We start from the raw sequence: 16,073 nt of genomic DNA, 5'->3' as shown, positions 1-16,073 counted from the left end.
TTCAGACACACCCGCAAGGGGGAAGAAGCGCACTGCCTCCGTGGCGTGCTTCCGGGCTCAAGCAGGCATCGATTCAGCCGCGCGCAAACACCAGTGTCAGATTGTTCGCGGGCATGTCGATCGTATCGACCAACCGGAGGCCTGCGCCTTTCGCCAGCGCCTCGACGTCGCCGATGTCGCGCACGCCCCAGTCGGGATTGCCTTCACGCAAGGAGGTGTCGAACACCGCATTGCTGAGTGCGGTGTGCTTGCCGTCGCGCTTGAAGGGGCCGTAGAGGAACAGCTTGCCGTCGGCCCGCAAATAGCGGCCGGCGCCGGTGAACAGGCCTTCGGCCACGGCCCAGGGCGCGATGTGAATGACATTGGCGCAGAACACGGCTGCAAGACTCGTCGGCCCCTGCCCGCTTTTCATCTCCGGACACCAGTCGGGATCGGTGAGGTCGATCCGTAGGGGGGAGCGGATGTTTGGCAGGCCCGCATGCACACGCCAGGCCTCGATGCTCCTGAGGTGACGTTGATTGAGGTCGCTCGGCCACCAGATCAGGCCGGGTGTGTGGCGGGCGAAATGGACCACGTGCTGGCCGGTTCCGCTGCCGAGCTCGACCACGTTGCCGGTTAGCTCCGTGAGGTGCTTTTCCAGCGCCGCCCAGATCGGCGCGTGATTGCGATGGAAGGCCGGTGCATCGAGCCGCCCATCCGGCTCGACCCGTCCGCCGTCCCTGCCAAATTCGACGACATATTCAGCCAAAGTGAGGTCCCCTTGAAAAAACGAGAACACGATGAAAACAGGATGAGCGCCCAACCGCCCTGGAAACAGCCGGCCGGCGCCAATGGCCCTTACACTTTGGGCCAAATCAGCCGAACTCATAATCACATGAGTTGCAATGCGGAAGATATTAACTCCATTTTGCCGCGTACATAGTCCTGATTGTCAGGCGATGCCCTTTGTGCTTTGGAACGCTCCTATTTCCGCGATTGCGACCATCGCCACAACGCCTCGGAATGACGCCTTGACCGCCTTGTCCCGGATATCCGTCCTGTTCCTCCTGCTGGCCATCGTCGCCAGCCTCGCCAGCCCGGCGCGGGCGCAATCTGCCGTCGCCGACGGCCAAAAGCTCGCTTTCGACCGCGGCAAGGGCAATTGCCTGACCTGCCACGTCATCAAAGGCGGCGACCTGCCAGGAACGATCGGGCCGGAACTGAAGGACCTCAAGGCCAAGTATCCCGATCGCAACGAGCTCACCGCGATCATCTTCGACGAGACCAAGCGCAATCCGCAGACCATGATGCCGCCGTTCGGCCGGAACCGGATTTTGACCGAACAGGAGATCAGCGCAATCGTTGATTTCCTGCAAACCCTGTAACGGCCGGCTGCCCAGGAGACCAGAGATGACCACGACCACCGGCCCTCACCCGACGCGGCGCCTGATCCTTCAGGGCGCGGTCTCCGTCGCGCTGATCGGCCTTGGCAATCTGCCGTTCGCGGCCAGCCCCGCGCGCGCGGCGGCCAACGACAAATATCCGGAAGAGGCCTTCAAGCAGAAGAGCGAGGCCGATGCGATCAAGGCGCTCTATGGCAGGAACGCCGAGCCCTCCGACAAGGTCAAGCTTGATGCGCCGGAGATTGCCGAAAACGGCGGCGTGGTGCCGGTCTCGGTGACGACGACGCTCGACAAGGTGAGCTCGATCTCGTTCTTCGTGGCGGAGAACCCGTATGCGCTCGCAGCGTCCTATAAGTTCGCCGAAGGCACGATTCCTGCTGTCGCCAACCGGCTGAAGATGGCCAAGAGCACCAAGCTGGTCGCTATCGTCGAGGCCGACGGCAAGCTCTACAGCGCGACCAAGGACGTGAAGGTCACCGTCGGCGGCTGCGGCGGCTAACGGCGAGGGAGAAACAGATGGCATCCAGCATTCGCGTCCGCGCCAACGCCAACGGCGACATCACCGAAGTGCAGGCGCTGATCCAGCACCCCATGGACACCGGCCTGGTCAAGAATCCCAACGGCGAGCTGATCCCGGCGCACTACATCCAGGAACTGAAGTTCGAATGTAACGGCAAGGACGTCTTCGTCGCCAATTGGGGCACTGCGGTCTCCAAGGACCCCTACGTCAAGTTCAGCTTCAAGGGGGCCAAGAAGGGCGACGAGCTCAAGATCTCCTGGACCGACAACAAGGGTGGTTCGGACACCACCACCGCGAAGATCGCGTGATGAAGACCCGTCTCTCCCTCCTGCTCGGCTCGGTGAGCGCCGCACTCGTTGCATTCGCCCTCACCTCTCCGCATGTCGTCGCAGCCGACAAGATCGATCCTGTCACTGATGCCAAGGCATTCCAGAACTTCTTCTTCCAGAAGTTTCCGAACGTGAAGCACGAGGACTTCGTCAACGGTCCCTATTCGATGAACGAGGACATGAAGCGGCAGTGGCAGGAGAAGGAAGAATTCCCGCCTTACGAGTTTGCGCTCGATGCCGGCAAGGAGATGTTCTCGACCCCGTTCAAGAACGGCAAGACCTATGCCGACTGCTTCCCGAACGGCGGCATCGGCATCCGCCAGAACTATCCCTATTTCGACACGAAGGAAGGCAAGGTCGTCACGCTGGAGCTCGCGCTCAACCGCTGCCGCGAGGCCAATGGCGAGGCGCCCTATTCCTACGTCAAGGACGAGATGGCCTCGCTCACCGCCTACATGGCCTTCACCTCGCGCGGCAAGCCGATGGACATCAAGATTCCCGATGATCCGCGTGCACTCGCGGCGTTCGAAAACGGCAAGCGCTATTTCTATACGCGGCGCGGCCAGATGAATTTTTCCTGCGCGGGCTGTCATGTACAGAGCCCGGGCGAGCGCATCCGCGCCGAAACCCTGGCGCCGGCGCTCGGTATCGTCAACGCGATGCCGATCTACCGCTCCGAATGGAGCGGCATGGGCACGACCAGCCGCCGCTTCGTCACCTGCAACAGCCAGACCCGCGCGGTTCCGCTGGAGCCGCAGGCGGACGAATATCGCGACGTCGAATATTTCCTGTCCTACGTCGCCAACGGCCTGCCGATATCGGGCCCGGGAGCGCGGCCATGAAGCGGACACTTGCCTTCGCCATGCTGCTTGCACTCGGCCTCGTAGCCCAGGCGCGCGCGGCCACCGAAGCGGACTACAAGGCAGCCTATGCTGCCGCGGAAGCCGCAGCCAAGGAGGCAGCCAGCCTGCGTCACCAATGGACTACCACGGTTTCGACGCTGGCGGCAGCGAAGAAGGCGGCCGATGGCGGCGATTTCGACCGCGCCACCGCCGCAGCCAAGGAGGCCGAGGCGCTGGCGAAAGCGTCGATCTTCCAGGCGACGTCTGAAAAAGAAGCCTGGAAGGCGATGGAAATCCGCTAGACTGCTCCCGCGTGGAACAGTCCAGCGATCACGAGAGGCGCGGAGAATTCTTGAATGGCGATCCGCCGCCGCGATTTTCTGAAATATGCGGGCCTTGGCGCCGCATCGCTCAGCCTGCCGCGGCTTGCACGGGGCACTGACACGGCGAGCATTTACGACCTCGAGCGGTTCGGCAACGCGCGAATCCTGCACATCACCGACACGCATGCGCAGCTCAATCCGGTTTATTTTCGCGAGCCCAGCGTCAATATCGGCATCGGCGAGATGGCCGGACGGCCGCCGCATCTGGTCGGCCGCGCCTTCCTCGAGCATTTCGGCATCCGTTCCGACAGCGCCGATGCCTATGCCTTCACCTGCATCGAGTTCGAGAAGTCCGCAGGCCGCTTCGGCAAGCTCGGCGGCTTTGCCCACCTGAAGACGCTGGTCGACCGCTTGCGTGCCGACGTCGGCGAGAAACGTTCGCTGCTCCTCGACGGCGGCGATCTCTGGCAGGGCACCGGGCTTGCCAACGTCATGCAGGGCGGCGACATGGTCGAGGTCGCCAATCTGCTCGGCATCGAAGCGATGACCGGACATTGGGAATTCACCTATGGCGAGCAGGTGCTGCGCGACAATCTCCAGCGATTCAAGGGCGAGTTCCTGGCGCAGAACGTTTTCCTGACCGAGGAAGCCGCTTTCAACGATGCCCCCGCATTCGACAAGGCCACGGGGCGCGTGTTCAAGCCATCGATGATCAAGGAGATCGGCGGCCATCGGGTCGCGATCATCGGCCAGGCCTTCCCTTACGTGCCGATCGCGCATCCCAAGCGGTTCACGCCGAATTGGACCTTCGGCATCCGCGAGGAGGAATTGCAGAAGCATGTCGATGCCTTGCGCGGCACCGACAAGGCCGATGCGGTCATCCTGCTGTCGCACAACGGCATGGATGTCGACCTCAAGCTCGCAAGCCGCGTCACCGGCATCGACGTCATTCTCGGCGGTCATACCCACGACGCCGTGCCGCAACCGATTGCCGTGAAGAACGCCGGCGGCACCACGCTCGTCACCAATGCCGGCTCCAACGGAAAATTCCTGGCCGTGCTCGATCTCGCGATCGACAAGGGCAAGGTCAGCGACGTTCATTATCATCTGCTGCCTGTTTATTCCGAGCTGCTGAAGCCCGACCCTGGAATGGCCGAGCTGATCGGCCGGCTGCGCGCGCCGCATGTGACCGACTGGTCGGCGAAGATCGCGACGCCCGACCGCCTGCTGTATCGGCGCGGCAATTTCTCCGGACCGGTCGACGAGCTGATCTGCACCGCGCTCCGCACCGAGCTCGACACCGAGATCGCGCTGTCACCGGGATTCCGCTGGGGCGTCACCGCGCTGTCCGGCCAGGGGCTGACCATGGAAGACCTGCTCGCGCAGACCGCGATCACCTATCCCGAGACCTATGTGCAGGAGATGACGGGAGCCCAGATCAAGGACGTGCTGGAAGACATCTGCGACAACCTCTTCAACGCCGATCCCTATTACCAGCAGGGCGGCGACATGGTGCGCGCCGGCGGGCTCAGCTACACCTGCACGCCGACGGGTGCGATCGGCAGCCGCATCTCCGAGCTGAAGCTCCATAATGGCAAGGCGCTCAGCGCCAGCCACCGCTACAAGGTCGCAGGCTGGGCTTCAATCAACGGCCAGCAAGGCGCGCCGGTGTGGGACGTCGTCGGCAAATATCTGCGCTCGGGCCGGATGTTTCAGGAACGGCTCGGCTCCGGTGTCACGCTGAAGGGCGTCGACGGCAATCCAGGCATTGCGGGACAGGGATGAGGCGAGCGCAGATCTTATCCGGAATGATGCTGGCGCTGCTTGCCTTCGCCGCGATCTTGCCGGCCTCGGCGCAACAGGTGCCGCTTCAGGACAAGCCATTCGCCGAGCACAAGATCGTGCTTCAACTCTCCGACGGCGATGCCAGGAAGCAGGCGCTGGTGCTGAGCGTCGCCAACAATCTGCTGAAGGCCTACGATCCCGACAAGATCGCGATCGAGGTGGTGGTGTTCGGTCCCGGCATCGACTTGCTGCTGTCAGGCAGCGAGCGTCGCAAGCAGGTCGAGAGCCTGATCGCACAGGGCGTGCGTTTCGACATCTGCCTCAACACGGTGGACACGATCGAGCGCGAGACGGGCAAGCGGCCGGAGTTCATCCAGGCCGCAACACCGGTGCAGGTCGGCGTCGGGCAGATCCTGCTCCTCAGCGAGAACGGGTACACGGTGGTGCGGCCGTAGGGGCTGCACAGTCATTCCGGGGCGGCTCGCAGAGCCGAACCCTGGTGCGCAATTGCGCACCTGAGAATCTCGCGATTCCGGGTTCGATGCTGCGCATCGCCCCGGAATGACGGCGAGGCTTGCGACAAAAATCTTCCAAAATTTGTCATCTGCCCAGTGAATTACTTCTCCTCATGGCCCCCGGCGTAGTAGAATCCTCGAAGTCAGTTCCACCGCCGGACCTCCTGCCATGATCTTCCGCCAGCTCTTCGACAGCGTTTCAGGCACCTACAGCTACGTCCTTGCCAGCCGGCCTGGCGGTGAGGCGCTGATTCTCGATCCCGTGCTGGAGAAGGTCGACCGCTACTGCCAATTGCTGCGCGAGCTCGACCTCAAGCTGGTCAAGGCGGTCGACACCCATCTGCATGCCGACCATGTCACCGGCCTCGGTGAGCTGCGCGACCGCACCCACTGCATGACCGTGATGGGCGACCAGACCAAGGCCGACGTCGTGGCGATGCGGGTCGCCGACGGCGACAAGGTGACGATCGAGGGCTTGTCGCTCGACGTGATGTACACGCCCGGCCACACCGACGATTCCTATTCCTATCTGATGGGCGATCGCGTCTTCACCGGCGACACGCTGCTGATCCGCGGCACGGGCCGCACCGATTTCCAGAACGGTTCGTCGCGCGCCCAGTATGATTCGATCTTCAACCGGCTTTTGAAGCTGCCGGACGAGACGATGGTATTCCCCGCGCACGACTACAAGGGCGACACCGTCTCCACCATCGGCGAGGAGAGGCGCTACAATCCGCGGCTCCAGGTCCGCTCGGTCGACGAATATATCGAGCTGATGGCGAACCTGAAGCTGCCCAATCCGAAGATGATGGATGTGGCGGTGCCCGCCAACATGCATGTCGGCCTGCATCAGGAGGAGCTCGAGAAAGAAGGCCGCGCGCTCAGCGCTGTCGAGGCAATCCGCAGCCTCGGCCGGCCCGACATCCTGCTGGTCGATCTGCGCGAGAGCAACGAGCGCTTCAAGCACGGCATGCTCGAAGGCGCGCTGCATACGCCCTACCAATCCGTGGAGGAAAGCCTCAAGCCCGGCGGCATGCTGCGCGAGGTCGCGGCCGCCACCGGCCGTCGTGTCGTGTTTTTCTGCGCCTTCGGCGAGCGCTCGGCGATGGCGGTGGCCGCCGCCAAGGCGGCCGGCCTCTCCAACACGGCGCACATCGCCGGCGGCCTGGATGCCTGGAAGAAGGCTGGCGGGCCGGTGGTACATTGACGGCCTCGCCGGCCTGCTTGAGAAACATCAGGAACCGCCCATATATTCCGGCTAGGACGGATGAGCATCACCATCCCGGAACAGCCATGGCCAAGATAGGCAAGCCGAACGCGCCGCCCAAAATCGTCGAGAATCGGACGACGGACGACAAGGCGAAGAAGCCGCCTCCGCCGCGCGACGACGACGATTACGAAGACGGCGACATCGCAACACCCAAACGCGACCGCCACGGTCCGGACGACGAACCGTTGTGAGGGTGTGAAGCTCGCACCTCACGAACGGTGCGTTCCCTCCCCCCTTTGCAGCGTCTGCTCCCGCACTACCTGCCATGCGGCTGCGTTCATGGACAAATAACCGCTCTCCCCGATAGTTTCCGCGGCTTCAGGGAGTGAAACGGAACTGCCATGGTCGACGTTCTCGCCGCACCGCAGCAAGGCAAGGCGGACAGCGCGCTGCGCACGCTGACGGGAATCTCGATCGCGCATTGGGTCAGCCATTTCCATCTGCTTGTGCTGCCGATGCTGTTCCCGTTCCTCAAGAGCCAACTCGGCGTCGGCTATATCGAGCTCGGCTTCGCGCTCACCGTGTTCGCGGTGGTGTCCGGATTGACCCAGGCTCCGACCGGCTATCTCGTCGACCATTTTGGTGCGCGCAAAATTCTGCTGGCCGGGCTCACGCTCGGCGGCTTCGCGCTGATCCTGCTTGGCCTGCACCTCAGCTACGCCTCGCTGATCGCCTGCGCCGTGCTGCTGGGCCTCGCCAACAGCGTCTATCATCCCGCCGACTATGCGATCCTGGCCGAGCACATGGACGAGGCGCGGATGGGCCGCGCCTTCTCGATCCATACCTTTGCCGGTTTTCTCGGCGGAGCGGTGGCGCCGGCGATCGTGGCTGCGCTCGTCACCTTGTCCGGTGGCGCCGGAGCGCTGATCGCATCGGGCGCGATCGGCATTCTGGTGGCGCTGCTGCTGCTCGTCATGAACATTCCCGACGCCGGTGCCCACAAGAAGAAGCCGGGCAGCGCGAACGCGCCGAAGCAGGCCATCATTACGCCGGCGCTGATCGTGCTGACGGCGCTGTTCATGCTGCTCAGCCTGTCGGTCGCCGGCATCAACAATTTCGGCGTCGTCGCGCTGATCAGCGGCTACGGGACGTCTTACTCGGCCGCCAACGTCATGCTGACGGCATTCCTCGGCGCCAGCGCCGCCGGCGTGCTGGCAGGCGGTTTCCTCGCCGATCACACCGAACGCCATGGCTATGTCGCCGCCGCCTGCTTTGCCGCGAACGCGGCGATCGTGCTGCTGATCGCGCTCGTGGTCCTGCCCGGCTGGATCTTGACTGCCGCGATGACGCTCGCAGGCTTCCTCTCCGGCGTAATTGCACCTTCGCGCGACATGTTGGTGCGTAACGCCGCGCCCGCGGGCGCAGCCGGCCGCGCCTTCGGCATCGTCTCAACCGGCTTCAATCTCGGCGGCATCGTCTCGCCGCTGCTGTTCGGCTGGATCATGGACCAAAACGCCTCGCACTGGGTGTTCGGCGCGTCCGTGATCTTCATGGTTGCCACCGTGGTGCTGTCGCCGTTCACGGAACGGAAGCCGGCCAAGGCCTGAGAATCAAGCTCCGGATCTGCGCTCCCCTGTCCGGGACGACAGTCGTCGTTAGGACTAGCCAGAAGCCCTCTTACGTCGGCGAGACCGCACCCTTTAGTGATGAAGGCTGCGCGGCGGCACCACGCGTCAGCCTGGCCTTTTCCGTGTTCGGCCACAGCAGCAGCAGGCCGAGCAAGCCGGAGCCGACCATGATCGCGGCATTAATGGTGAAGCCCGTCATGTAGCCATCGACCGTGCTGCCGGCACGCTGGATCATCGCCCCCATCACGGCCGGCGCGATGATGCCGGCCAGCGTGTAGAGCGCACCATAGATCGCGAGGATGGCGCCGCGCTGCGAGGTCGGCGTGAACTCGCCGAGCATGGGCGGACAGACGACGTAGATCGCCCCGCACAGGCCCGAGCCGACCACGAGCAGCGCGATCTGCAGGCCGGCGCCCTGGGCATGCGGCATCGTCGCCAGGATCAGCCCGCCGATCACCAGCGGCACCGAGCCGAGAACACCGCGAGCCGCACGGGTGTTGTAGCCGCGCGCCATCATCACCTGCGAGATCCAGCCCGTGAGAATGACAATGGTGGCGCCGAACACCCAGGGCAGGATCGAGATGAAGCCGGCCTGGCTCTGCGAGAATCCGAGCCCCTTGACGATGAAGGGCGTGAACCAGGTCAAACCAAGCGACAGCGCCCAATAGGCGCCGAAGGTCGCCGCGACGCAGCCGATGAAGGTGCGCGAGGTGAGCAGCTGCAAGTAAGGGATCTTCTGCTCGGTCGCGGCCAGGACCTGCGTGTCCTCCAGCGGCCCTTCCTTGCCGAGCGCGAGCCAGGCACAAACCCAGATCAGGCCGACGACACCGAGCGCGCCGAAGGCATAGTGCCAGGAATGGTTGACGATGATCCAGTTCAGCGCCGGCACGGCGAGGATCACACCGAAGGCCGAGCCCTGCGACAGGATCGCGGTCGGCAACGTGCGCTTCTCGTCGGGGAACCATTTGTAGATGGCGTGCGCGGCGACCGAGAAGGCCGGGCCTTCGCCGGCACCCAGCACGATGCGACAGATCAAGAGCGTCGTGAAGGAGACGGTGCCGACCATCGGAAACTGCGCCAGCGCCCAGACCACCGCAAGCGCCAGCAGCACCCAGCGCGTCGGCACCTTGTTGACGATGAAGCCGACCACGATGGCCGCGATCGAGAACAGGAAGAAGAACGAGGAACCGAGCAGACCGAACTGCTCCGGGGTGAGCTTCAGATCGGTCATGATCGGCACGCCGGCGAGACCCACGACGATCTTGTCGGCGAAGTTCACGAGCATGAAGAGGAAGAGAAGAAAGGTGATGGTCCAGGCGCCCTTTGGCGTCGCGTTTGACACCGTCGCCGACTTGCCCGCCACCTCTGGCGTTCCCTGAGCGCTCATGAATCTCCCCCGTCGTTGTCTTTCGGTCTTTTGACACTTTTCTGATTTGGCCGTCCTGGAAGCTAACAACGGCTTCGGGACCAACGCAACCAGCATTTCCCCGGCAAGTGTGCTACGCAGCAATTCCGTTAATTCCGTCCGGCGCCATTGATCGTGCTGAGCATCCGAAATCTTTCCAAGACCTTCTCCTCGGCCGGCGAACCGGTCCATGTGCTGCGCGGCGTCGATCTCGACCTCGGGGACGGCGAACGCATCGCGCTGACCGGCGAATCCGGCAGCGGCAAGAGCACGCTGCTGCATCTGATCGCAGGGCTCGATGCCGCCGATAGCGGCACGATCCGGTTGGCGGATATCGAGATCACCAAACTGTCCGACGCGGGGCGCGCCGGCGTGCGGCGCGACCGGGTCGGCTTGGTTTTTCAGCAATTCAACCTGATCCCGAGTCTATCGGTCGGGGATAATCTGACCTTTCAGGCACGGATCGCCGACCGTTACGATGCGGCCTGGACAAAAGAGCTGATCGAGCGGCTCGGGCTCGGCAGCCTGCTCAAACGTTATCCAGAGCAATTATCGGGCGGACAGCAGCAACGGGTCGCGATCGGCCGGGCGCTGGCGACGAAGCCGTCGCTTCTGCTGGCCGACGAGCCGACCGGCAATCTGGACGAGGCCACCGCCGAGGACGTGCTGGCGCTGACGCGCGATCTCGTCGCGCGCACCGGCTGCGGTTTCCTGATGGTGACGCACAGCATGCATCTGGCCGCGACGCTCGACCGCCACGTCACCCTGCATGCGGGGCGGATCGCATGAGACGCGCGCTGTGGGTCCTTGCCGTGCTGCTCAGCCATTGGCGGCGTCACAAGATGCAATTCGCGACGCTTCTGGTCGGGCTGATCGCGGCGACCGCGCTGTGGAGCGGCGTGCAGGCCATCAACCAGCAGGCCCGCAACGCCTATGACCGCGCCGCGGCGACGTTCGGCGGCGCCCGCACGGCGATGCTGGTTGCGCCCCATGCAGCAACCTTCTCACAGGATCTTTTCGTAAAACTCCGCCGCGCCGGCTGGCCGGTGTCGCCGGCGCTGGAGGGCCGGGTCCAGATCAATGGACGTTCGGTACGCCTGCTCGGGATCGAACCGGTGACGCTGCCGATCGACGTCGGCAACGCACCTCGTCTCGGGGCTGCAGATTTGAGCAGTTTTGTTGCATCGCCGGGCCAGACATTGGTGGCACGGGAGACGCTGAGCGACCTGCAGGAGCAGGAGGGCGCGGCGCCTCCGACCAGCGACGGCGCAACATTGCCGCCGCTGCGGGTGCTGCCCCAGCTCGTGCCCGACGTGCTGGTGGTCGACATCGGCGTGGCGCAGCGTCTGCTGAACAAGCCGGATCAGGTGTCGCGGCTTCTGCTCGGCAAGCCCAGGAGCAAGCCTGCGCCGCTGGCAAGCGTCGTCGGCGATCAGTTGCAGCTGATCGAGCCGACCGCGGAGACCGAGCTGGAGCGCCTCACCGACAGCTTCCATCTCAACCTCACCGCGTTTGGCCTGCTGTCGTTCTTCGTCGGTCTGTTCATCGTCAATTCGGCCGTCGGCCTCGCTTTCGAGCAGCGGCTGCCCATGCTGCGGACGCTGCGCGCCTGCGGCGCCTCGGCCCGGCTGGTCAATACGGTGCTGGTGATCGAGCTCGTGGTCCTGGCCCTCGTCGCCGGGCTGATCGGGCTCGCTTGCGGCTATTTCATCGCCGCCGCGCTGCTGCCCGACGTCGCGGCCTCGCTGCGCGGGCTCTATGGCGCACAGATTCCGGGGCAGCTCTCTTTACGGCCTGAATGGTGGCTCGCCGGCATCGGCATCAGCATTGCGGGCGCGCTTGTTGCGGCGGCGACCAGCCTGATCAAGGCGATCAGGATGCCGGTGCTGGCAACGGCGCAGCCGCGCGCCTGGCAGCAGCGGCAGCGCCGCTGGCTGATGCTGCAGGGCCTGGCCGCCTGCGCCGTGTTCGCGATCGCACTGCTGTTGCTTCGCTATGGCGAATCGCTGATCGCGGGCTTTGGCCTGCTGGCGGCGCTGATGCTCGGCGCGGCGTTGATGCTGCCGGCGTTGCTCGAACTGCTGCTGCTCGCAGGCCAGCGCGCTACGCGAAGACCGCTCGCACTGTGGTTCTGGGCGGACAGCCGGCAGCAGCTCTCCGGCTTGTCGCTGGCGCTGATGGCGCTGCTGCTGGCACTCGCCGTCAATGTCGGCGTGTCCACCATGGTGGAGACGTTCAGCCGCACCTTCATCGGCTGGCTGAACGGGCGGCTCGCAGCCGACGTCTACATCAGCGCATCAGACAATGCGCAAGCCCTCGCGATCCGGAATTGGCTGAAGGAGCGCAGCGACGTGCAGGCGATCCTGTCGGGTGGCCGCGCCGATGCGCAGGTTCAGGGACAGCCGGTGGAAGTGCTCGGCCTGCCTGACCATGCGCTCTATCGCGAACGCTGGCCGCTGCTCGACGCCGCGCCGCGCGCCTGGACCCGGCTCGTGCCTGGCAATGCCGCCTTCATCAGCGAGCAATTGAGCCGCCGCCTCAACATCCGCATCGGCGACGTCGTCGAGGTGCCGGCGCCCAGCGGGATTTGGGAGCTCGACATCGTCGGCGTCTATGCCGACTACGGCAATCCCAAGGGGCAGCTCGCCGTCAATGTCGCGGCGCTGATGCGGCAATTTCCGCAGACGCCGCAGACACGGATCGGCCTGATCGTCGCCAGGGAGAATATCTCCGGCCTGATCGCGGCCCTGCAAAAGCAGTTTGCGCTCGGCGACCGCAGTGTCGCCGACCAGGCGACCGTGAAGGCGGAATCGATCCGCATCTTCAACCGCACCTTCGCGGTGACCTCGGCCCTGAATGCGTTCACGCTCGGCGTCGCCGGAATCGCGCTGTTCACGAGCCTGCTGACGCTGGCGAATTCACGCCTGCCGCAGCTCGCACCGTTATGGGCGATCGGCATCACGCGGCCGCGCCTCGCTGCGATCGAATTGACCAAGACGCTGTCGGTCGCACTGCTGACGTCGCTGCTCGCCGTGCCGCTCGGCCTTGTGGTGGCGTGGTGCCTGATCGCGATCGTCAATGTGAAAGCGTTCGGCTGGCGGCTGCCGTTCCACGTATTCCCGCTGCAATTGGTCGAGCTGGTCGCGGTGGCGCTGCTTGCGTCGCTGCTTGCGGCTCTGTTGCCGGTGGCACGGCTGGCGCGGATGCAGCCGGCAGATCTCGTCAAGGTGTTTGCCAATGAGCGCTGAGCTGATATCTCGCCGTGCCTTCGCCGGCGGCATCGCTGCGCTGGCGCTCGCACGCCGCGCCGGTGCGCAAGGCTATGCCGGGCTCGGTGAGAAAGCGGATGGCTTTGCGAAGGTCACACCGGGAAAGCTGTTCGCCTTTCCGGCCGATCACGGGCCGCATCCGGACTTTCGTATCGAGTGGTGGTATCTCACGGCGAATCTCGTCGACCGCAGCGGTGCGGCCTGCGGCCTGCAATGGACGCTGTTCCGGCAGGCGGCGCAGCCGGGCCCACAGGGCGAAGGTTGGGCCAACCAGCAGGTGTGGATGGCGCATGCCGCGGTGACGCGCGCGGATACCCACCGCTTCAACGAAGTCTTTTCACGCGGTGGCATCGGGCAGGCCGGCGTCACCGCAACACCGTTTGCGGCGTGGATCGACGACTGGGAGATGAAGGCTCTCGAGCGCAGCGACGATCGCAGTTTGGCGCCGCTGACGCTGAAGGCGTCCGGCACCGATTTCAGCTACGCACTGACGCTGGAGGCCGATCATCCGATCGTGTTGCAGGGCGATAGCGGCTACAGCCGCAAGTCGGAGCGCGGCCAGGCGTCCTATTATTACAGCCAGCCGTTCTACCGCGCCCGCGGCACCCTCATCATCGATGGCAAGCCGGTCGATGTTTCGGGCCAGGCCTGGATGGACCGGGAATGGAGCAGCCAGCCGCTCGATGCCGACCAGACCGGCTGGGATTGGCTGTCGCTGCACCTGTCGTCGGGCGACAAGCTGATGCTGTACCGGCTGCGGCAGAAGGACGGCAGGGACTATCCGTTCGGCAACTGGATCAGCGCCGCCGGCGAGACGCAGATGATTGCGGGTGGCGAGATCCAGATGATCCCGAAAGCGACGACGGAGGTTGCGGGACGCAAGCTGCCGGTGGAATGGCAGATCGCGATCCCCTCGCGCTCGTTCTCGATTCTCTGCAAGCCGCTCAATCCCGGGGCCTGGATGGGGACCGGCTTCTCCTATTGGGAGGGGCCGATCAGCTTTGCCGGCACGCATGACGGCGTTGGCTATCTCGAGCTGACCGGCTATTGAAGCCGCGACCTCTCTTGGATTCTCGTCTTGACGCGTTCTCTTGACGCGAACCGGGATCCACTCCGCTCGACAACGCTTTGGGGAAACTACCGATGTATCACCTCACCGCCCTCGTCACGCTGCTGGCGATTGCATTTTATTTCTTCTCCGCCATCAACGTCTCGCGCTCGCGCACAAAGACCGGCGTCAAGGTGCCTGCGATGTCGGGCCATCCGGATTTCGAACGCGCCTTCCGCATCCAGATGAACACGCTGGAATGGATGCCGATCTTTCTGCCGGCACTCTGGCTGTTCGCGATCTATATCAGCGATGCCATTGCAGCAGGAATTGGCGCGGTCTGGATCATCGGCCGCATCCTCTACTTCGTGGGCTATTCGCAAGCTGCCGCCAAGCGCGGCACGGGCTTTGCGATCCAGTTTCTCGCGGCGTTTGCGCTGTGGGCGGGGGCACTGGGAGCGGTTGTTCTGCGGCTGGTGAAGTGAAAGCACTGCATCATGCGCGCTCGTCTCCCGGGCGCGGTGCAGCGATTCACGCTGCGGCGCGTCCGGGACACGCGGACGTCACTTCGTCAGCGGGCAGCCGCTTTCCTTGGCGGTGAAGAACGCCTTGTCGCCGGGGACGGTGGCGAGCAGCTTGTAATAATCCCACGGCTTCTTCGATTCCGAGGGCTTCTTGACCTCGAACAGATACATGTCGTGGATCATGCGGCCGTTCTCGAGCACCTTGCCGCCTTGGGCGAAGTCGTCGTCGACCGGCAGCTCCTTCAGCTTCTTGGCGACGGCATCGGGATCCTTGGTGCCGGCGGCCTTGACCGCCTTGAGATAGCTCAGCGTCGCCGAGTAGGTGCCGGCCTGGATCATGTTCGGCATCCGGCCGGTGCGCTTGAGGAAGCGTTCGCCGAGATTGCGCGACTTGTCGTTGACATCCCAATAGTAGCCCTCGGTCAGCACCAGGCCTTGCGCGGCCTGGAGGCCGAGGCCATTCACTTCGGCAAGCGTCATCAGGAGGCCGGCGAGCTTCTGGCCACTGGCGACGATGCCGAACTCGGACGCCTGTTTGATCGAGTTGGTGGTGTCGAGGCCGGCATTGGCGAGGCCGACGATCTTCGCTTTCGAGCTCTGCGCCTGCAGCAGGAAGGAGGAGAAGTCCGAGGAGTTGAGCGGCACGCGCACCGAGCCGACCACCTTGCCGCCATTGGCGGTGACGATCTCGCTGGTGTCCTTCTCCAGCGCGTAGCCGAAGGCGTAGTCGGCGGTGAGGAAGAACCAGGTGTCGCCGCCGGCTTTCGTCAGTGCGCCGCCGGTGCCGACGCCGAGCGCGCGGGTGTCGTAGGCCCAGTGGAAGCCGTAGGGCTGGCAGGCATCGCCTGTCAGCCGCGAGGTGGCGGCGCCGACGACGATGTCGATCTTCTTCTTTTCCTTGGAGAGCTCGTGGATCGCGAGCGCGACCGAGGAGGTCGTCAGCTCCGTGATCATGTCGACGTTCTCGACGTCGTACCAGCGCCGCGCGATCGAAGTCGCGAGGTCGGGCTTGTTCTGGTGATCTGCGGTGACAAGCTCGATCTTCTGGCCCAGCACCTCGCCGCCAAAATCCTCGATCGCCATCCTGGCCGCCTCGACCGACCATTTGCCGCCGTAATCGGCATAGACGCCGGACTGGTCGTTGAGGATGCCGATCTTGACGCCTTGCGCGGACACCGGCGCCGCCAGCACCAGAGCAGAGGTTGCGACGGCGGCCAAAAGTGCTGATTTCATATGTTATCTCCAGCAGTTTTCTGTTTTGAAATCGCGCGGATAGTAGTGAGGAACCCCGCG

The 16,073-nt window shown here is 64.3% G+C and carries 17 protein-coding genes; 14 read left to right on the top strand and 3 right to left on the bottom strand.

All coding sequences use genetic code 11. The annotated features are described in order from the left end of the window. Positions 1-73 precede the first annotated feature (73 nt). Entirely contained in the window at positions 74-748 is a 675-nt protein-coding gene (locus IVA79_RS32955; protein WP_247561081.1) for a DUF938 domain-containing protein, read from the bottom strand. A gap of 262 nt (positions 749-1,010) precedes the next feature. Between IVA79_RS32955 and soxX the strand changes: the two genes are divergently transcribed. The 10 genes from soxX (at position 1,011) to IVA79_RS32905 (ending at position 8,513) form a co-directional block, all read left to right on the top strand. After that, positions 1,011-1,364: a sulfur oxidation c-type cytochrome SoxX gene (soxX, locus tag IVA79_RS32950; RefSeq protein ID WP_247561079.1), complete on the top strand. Its 354-nt coding sequence runs from the start codon at positions 1,011-1,013 to the stop codon at positions 1,362-1,364. A 25-nt stretch (positions 1,365-1,389) separates the two neighbouring features. Beyond that, complete coding sequence (gene soxY / locus IVA79_RS32945; protein WP_247561077.1) at positions 1,390-1,881, top strand: thiosulfate oxidation carrier protein SoxY; 492 nt, start codon at positions 1,390-1,392, stop codon at positions 1,879-1,881. Positions 1,882-1,898: 17 nt separating this feature from the next. Then, on the top strand, positions 1,899-2,210 hold the full coding sequence (gene soxZ, locus IVA79_RS32940; protein ID WP_247561075.1) for a thiosulfate oxidation carrier complex protein SoxZ: 312 nt from the start codon (positions 1,899-1,901) through the stop codon (positions 2,208-2,210). After that, positions 2,210-3,073 (top strand): sulfur oxidation c-type cytochrome SoxA, encoded by an 864-nt coding sequence (gene soxA / locus IVA79_RS32935; protein ID WP_247561073.1) that lies wholly within the window; start codon positions 2,210-2,212, stop codon positions 3,071-3,073. The genes soxZ and soxA overlap by 1 nt, the downstream gene beginning before the upstream one ends. Continuing rightward, entirely contained in the window at positions 3,070-3,375 is a 306-nt protein-coding gene (locus IVA79_RS32930) for a hypothetical protein (RefSeq protein WP_247561071.1), read from the top strand. Before soxA ends, IVA79_RS32930 begins: the two co-directional genes overlap by 4 nt. Before the next feature lie 54 nt (positions 3,376-3,429). Further along, positions 3,430-5,181, top strand: a complete 1,752-nt coding sequence (gene soxB / locus IVA79_RS32925; protein ID WP_247561068.1) for a thiosulfohydrolase SoxB — start codon at positions 3,430-3,432, stop codon at positions 5,179-5,181. Continuing rightward, the gene (locus IVA79_RS32920) at positions 5,178-5,636 is read left to right on the top strand and encodes a hypothetical protein (protein ID WP_247561066.1); all 459 of its coding nucleotides are present in this window, start codon (positions 5,178-5,180) and stop codon (positions 5,634-5,636) included. The genes soxB and IVA79_RS32920 overlap by 4 nt, the downstream gene beginning before the upstream one ends. A 229-nt stretch (positions 5,637-5,865) precedes the next feature. Then, positions 5,866-6,903 carry an MBL fold metallo-hydrolase gene (locus IVA79_RS32915; RefSeq protein ID WP_247561063.1) on the top strand — a complete coding sequence of 346 codons (1,038 nt, stop codon included), beginning with the start codon at positions 5,866-5,868 and terminating at the stop codon, positions 6,901-6,903. Positions 6,904-6,989: 86 nt separating this feature from the next. Next, positions 6,990-7,157: a hypothetical protein gene (locus IVA79_RS32910; RefSeq protein WP_247561060.1), complete on the top strand. Its 168-nt coding sequence runs from the start codon at positions 6,990-6,992 to the stop codon at positions 7,155-7,157. 150 nt (positions 7,158-7,307) lie between these two features. Next, positions 7,308-8,513 (top strand): MFS transporter, encoded by a 1,206-nt coding sequence (locus IVA79_RS32905; RefSeq protein ID WP_247561058.1) that lies wholly within the window; start codon positions 7,308-7,310, stop codon positions 8,511-8,513. Positions 8,514-8,583: 70 nt separating this feature from the next. On the opposite strand, the gene IVA79_RS32900 is transcribed toward IVA79_RS32905, so the two are convergent. After that, complete coding sequence (locus tag IVA79_RS32900; protein ID WP_247561057.1) at positions 8,584-9,921, bottom strand: MFS transporter; 1,338 nt, start codon at positions 9,919-9,921, stop codon at positions 8,584-8,586. A gap of 153 nt (positions 9,922-10,074) precedes the next feature. Between IVA79_RS32900 and IVA79_RS32895 the strand changes: the two genes are divergently transcribed. The 4 genes from IVA79_RS32895 (at position 10,075) to IVA79_RS32880 (ending at position 14,741) form a co-directional block, all read left to right on the top strand. Then, positions 10,075-10,728: an ABC transporter ATP-binding protein gene (locus IVA79_RS32895; protein ID WP_247561054.1), complete on the top strand. Its 654-nt coding sequence runs from the start codon at positions 10,075-10,077 to the stop codon at positions 10,726-10,728. Next, positions 10,725-13,187: an ABC transporter permease gene (locus IVA79_RS32890; protein WP_247561051.1), complete on the top strand. Its 2,463-nt coding sequence runs from the start codon at positions 10,725-10,727 to the stop codon at positions 13,185-13,187. The genes IVA79_RS32895 and IVA79_RS32890 overlap by 4 nt, the downstream gene beginning before the upstream one ends. Continuing rightward, positions 13,177-14,259 (top strand): lipocalin-like domain-containing protein, encoded by a 1,083-nt coding sequence (locus IVA79_RS32885; protein WP_247561049.1) that lies wholly within the window; start codon positions 13,177-13,179, stop codon positions 14,257-14,259. Before IVA79_RS32890 ends, IVA79_RS32885 begins: the two co-directional genes overlap by 11 nt. A gap of 92 nt (positions 14,260-14,351) precedes the next feature. Continuing rightward, complete coding sequence (locus IVA79_RS32880) at positions 14,352-14,741, top strand: MAPEG family protein (RefSeq protein WP_247561047.1); 390 nt, start codon at positions 14,352-14,354, stop codon at positions 14,739-14,741. Positions 14,742-14,819: 78 nt separating this feature from the next. On the opposite strand, the gene IVA79_RS32875 is transcribed toward IVA79_RS32880, so the two are convergent. Further along, positions 14,820-16,013 carry an ABC transporter substrate-binding protein gene (locus IVA79_RS32875; protein WP_247561045.1) on the bottom strand — a complete coding sequence of 398 codons (1,194 nt, stop codon included), beginning with the start codon at positions 16,011-16,013 and terminating at the stop codon, positions 14,820-14,822. Positions 16,014-16,073: the final 60 nt, after the last annotated feature.

It is taken from the genome of Bradyrhizobium sp. 138 (assembly GCF_023074075.1).
In the GTDB taxonomy this organism is placed as follows: domain Bacteria; phylum Pseudomonadota; class Alphaproteobacteria; order Rhizobiales; family Xanthobacteraceae; genus Bradyrhizobium.
Note: the sequence above shows the minus strand (reverse complement) of the source record. Positions and strands in the feature narration are given on the sequence as shown.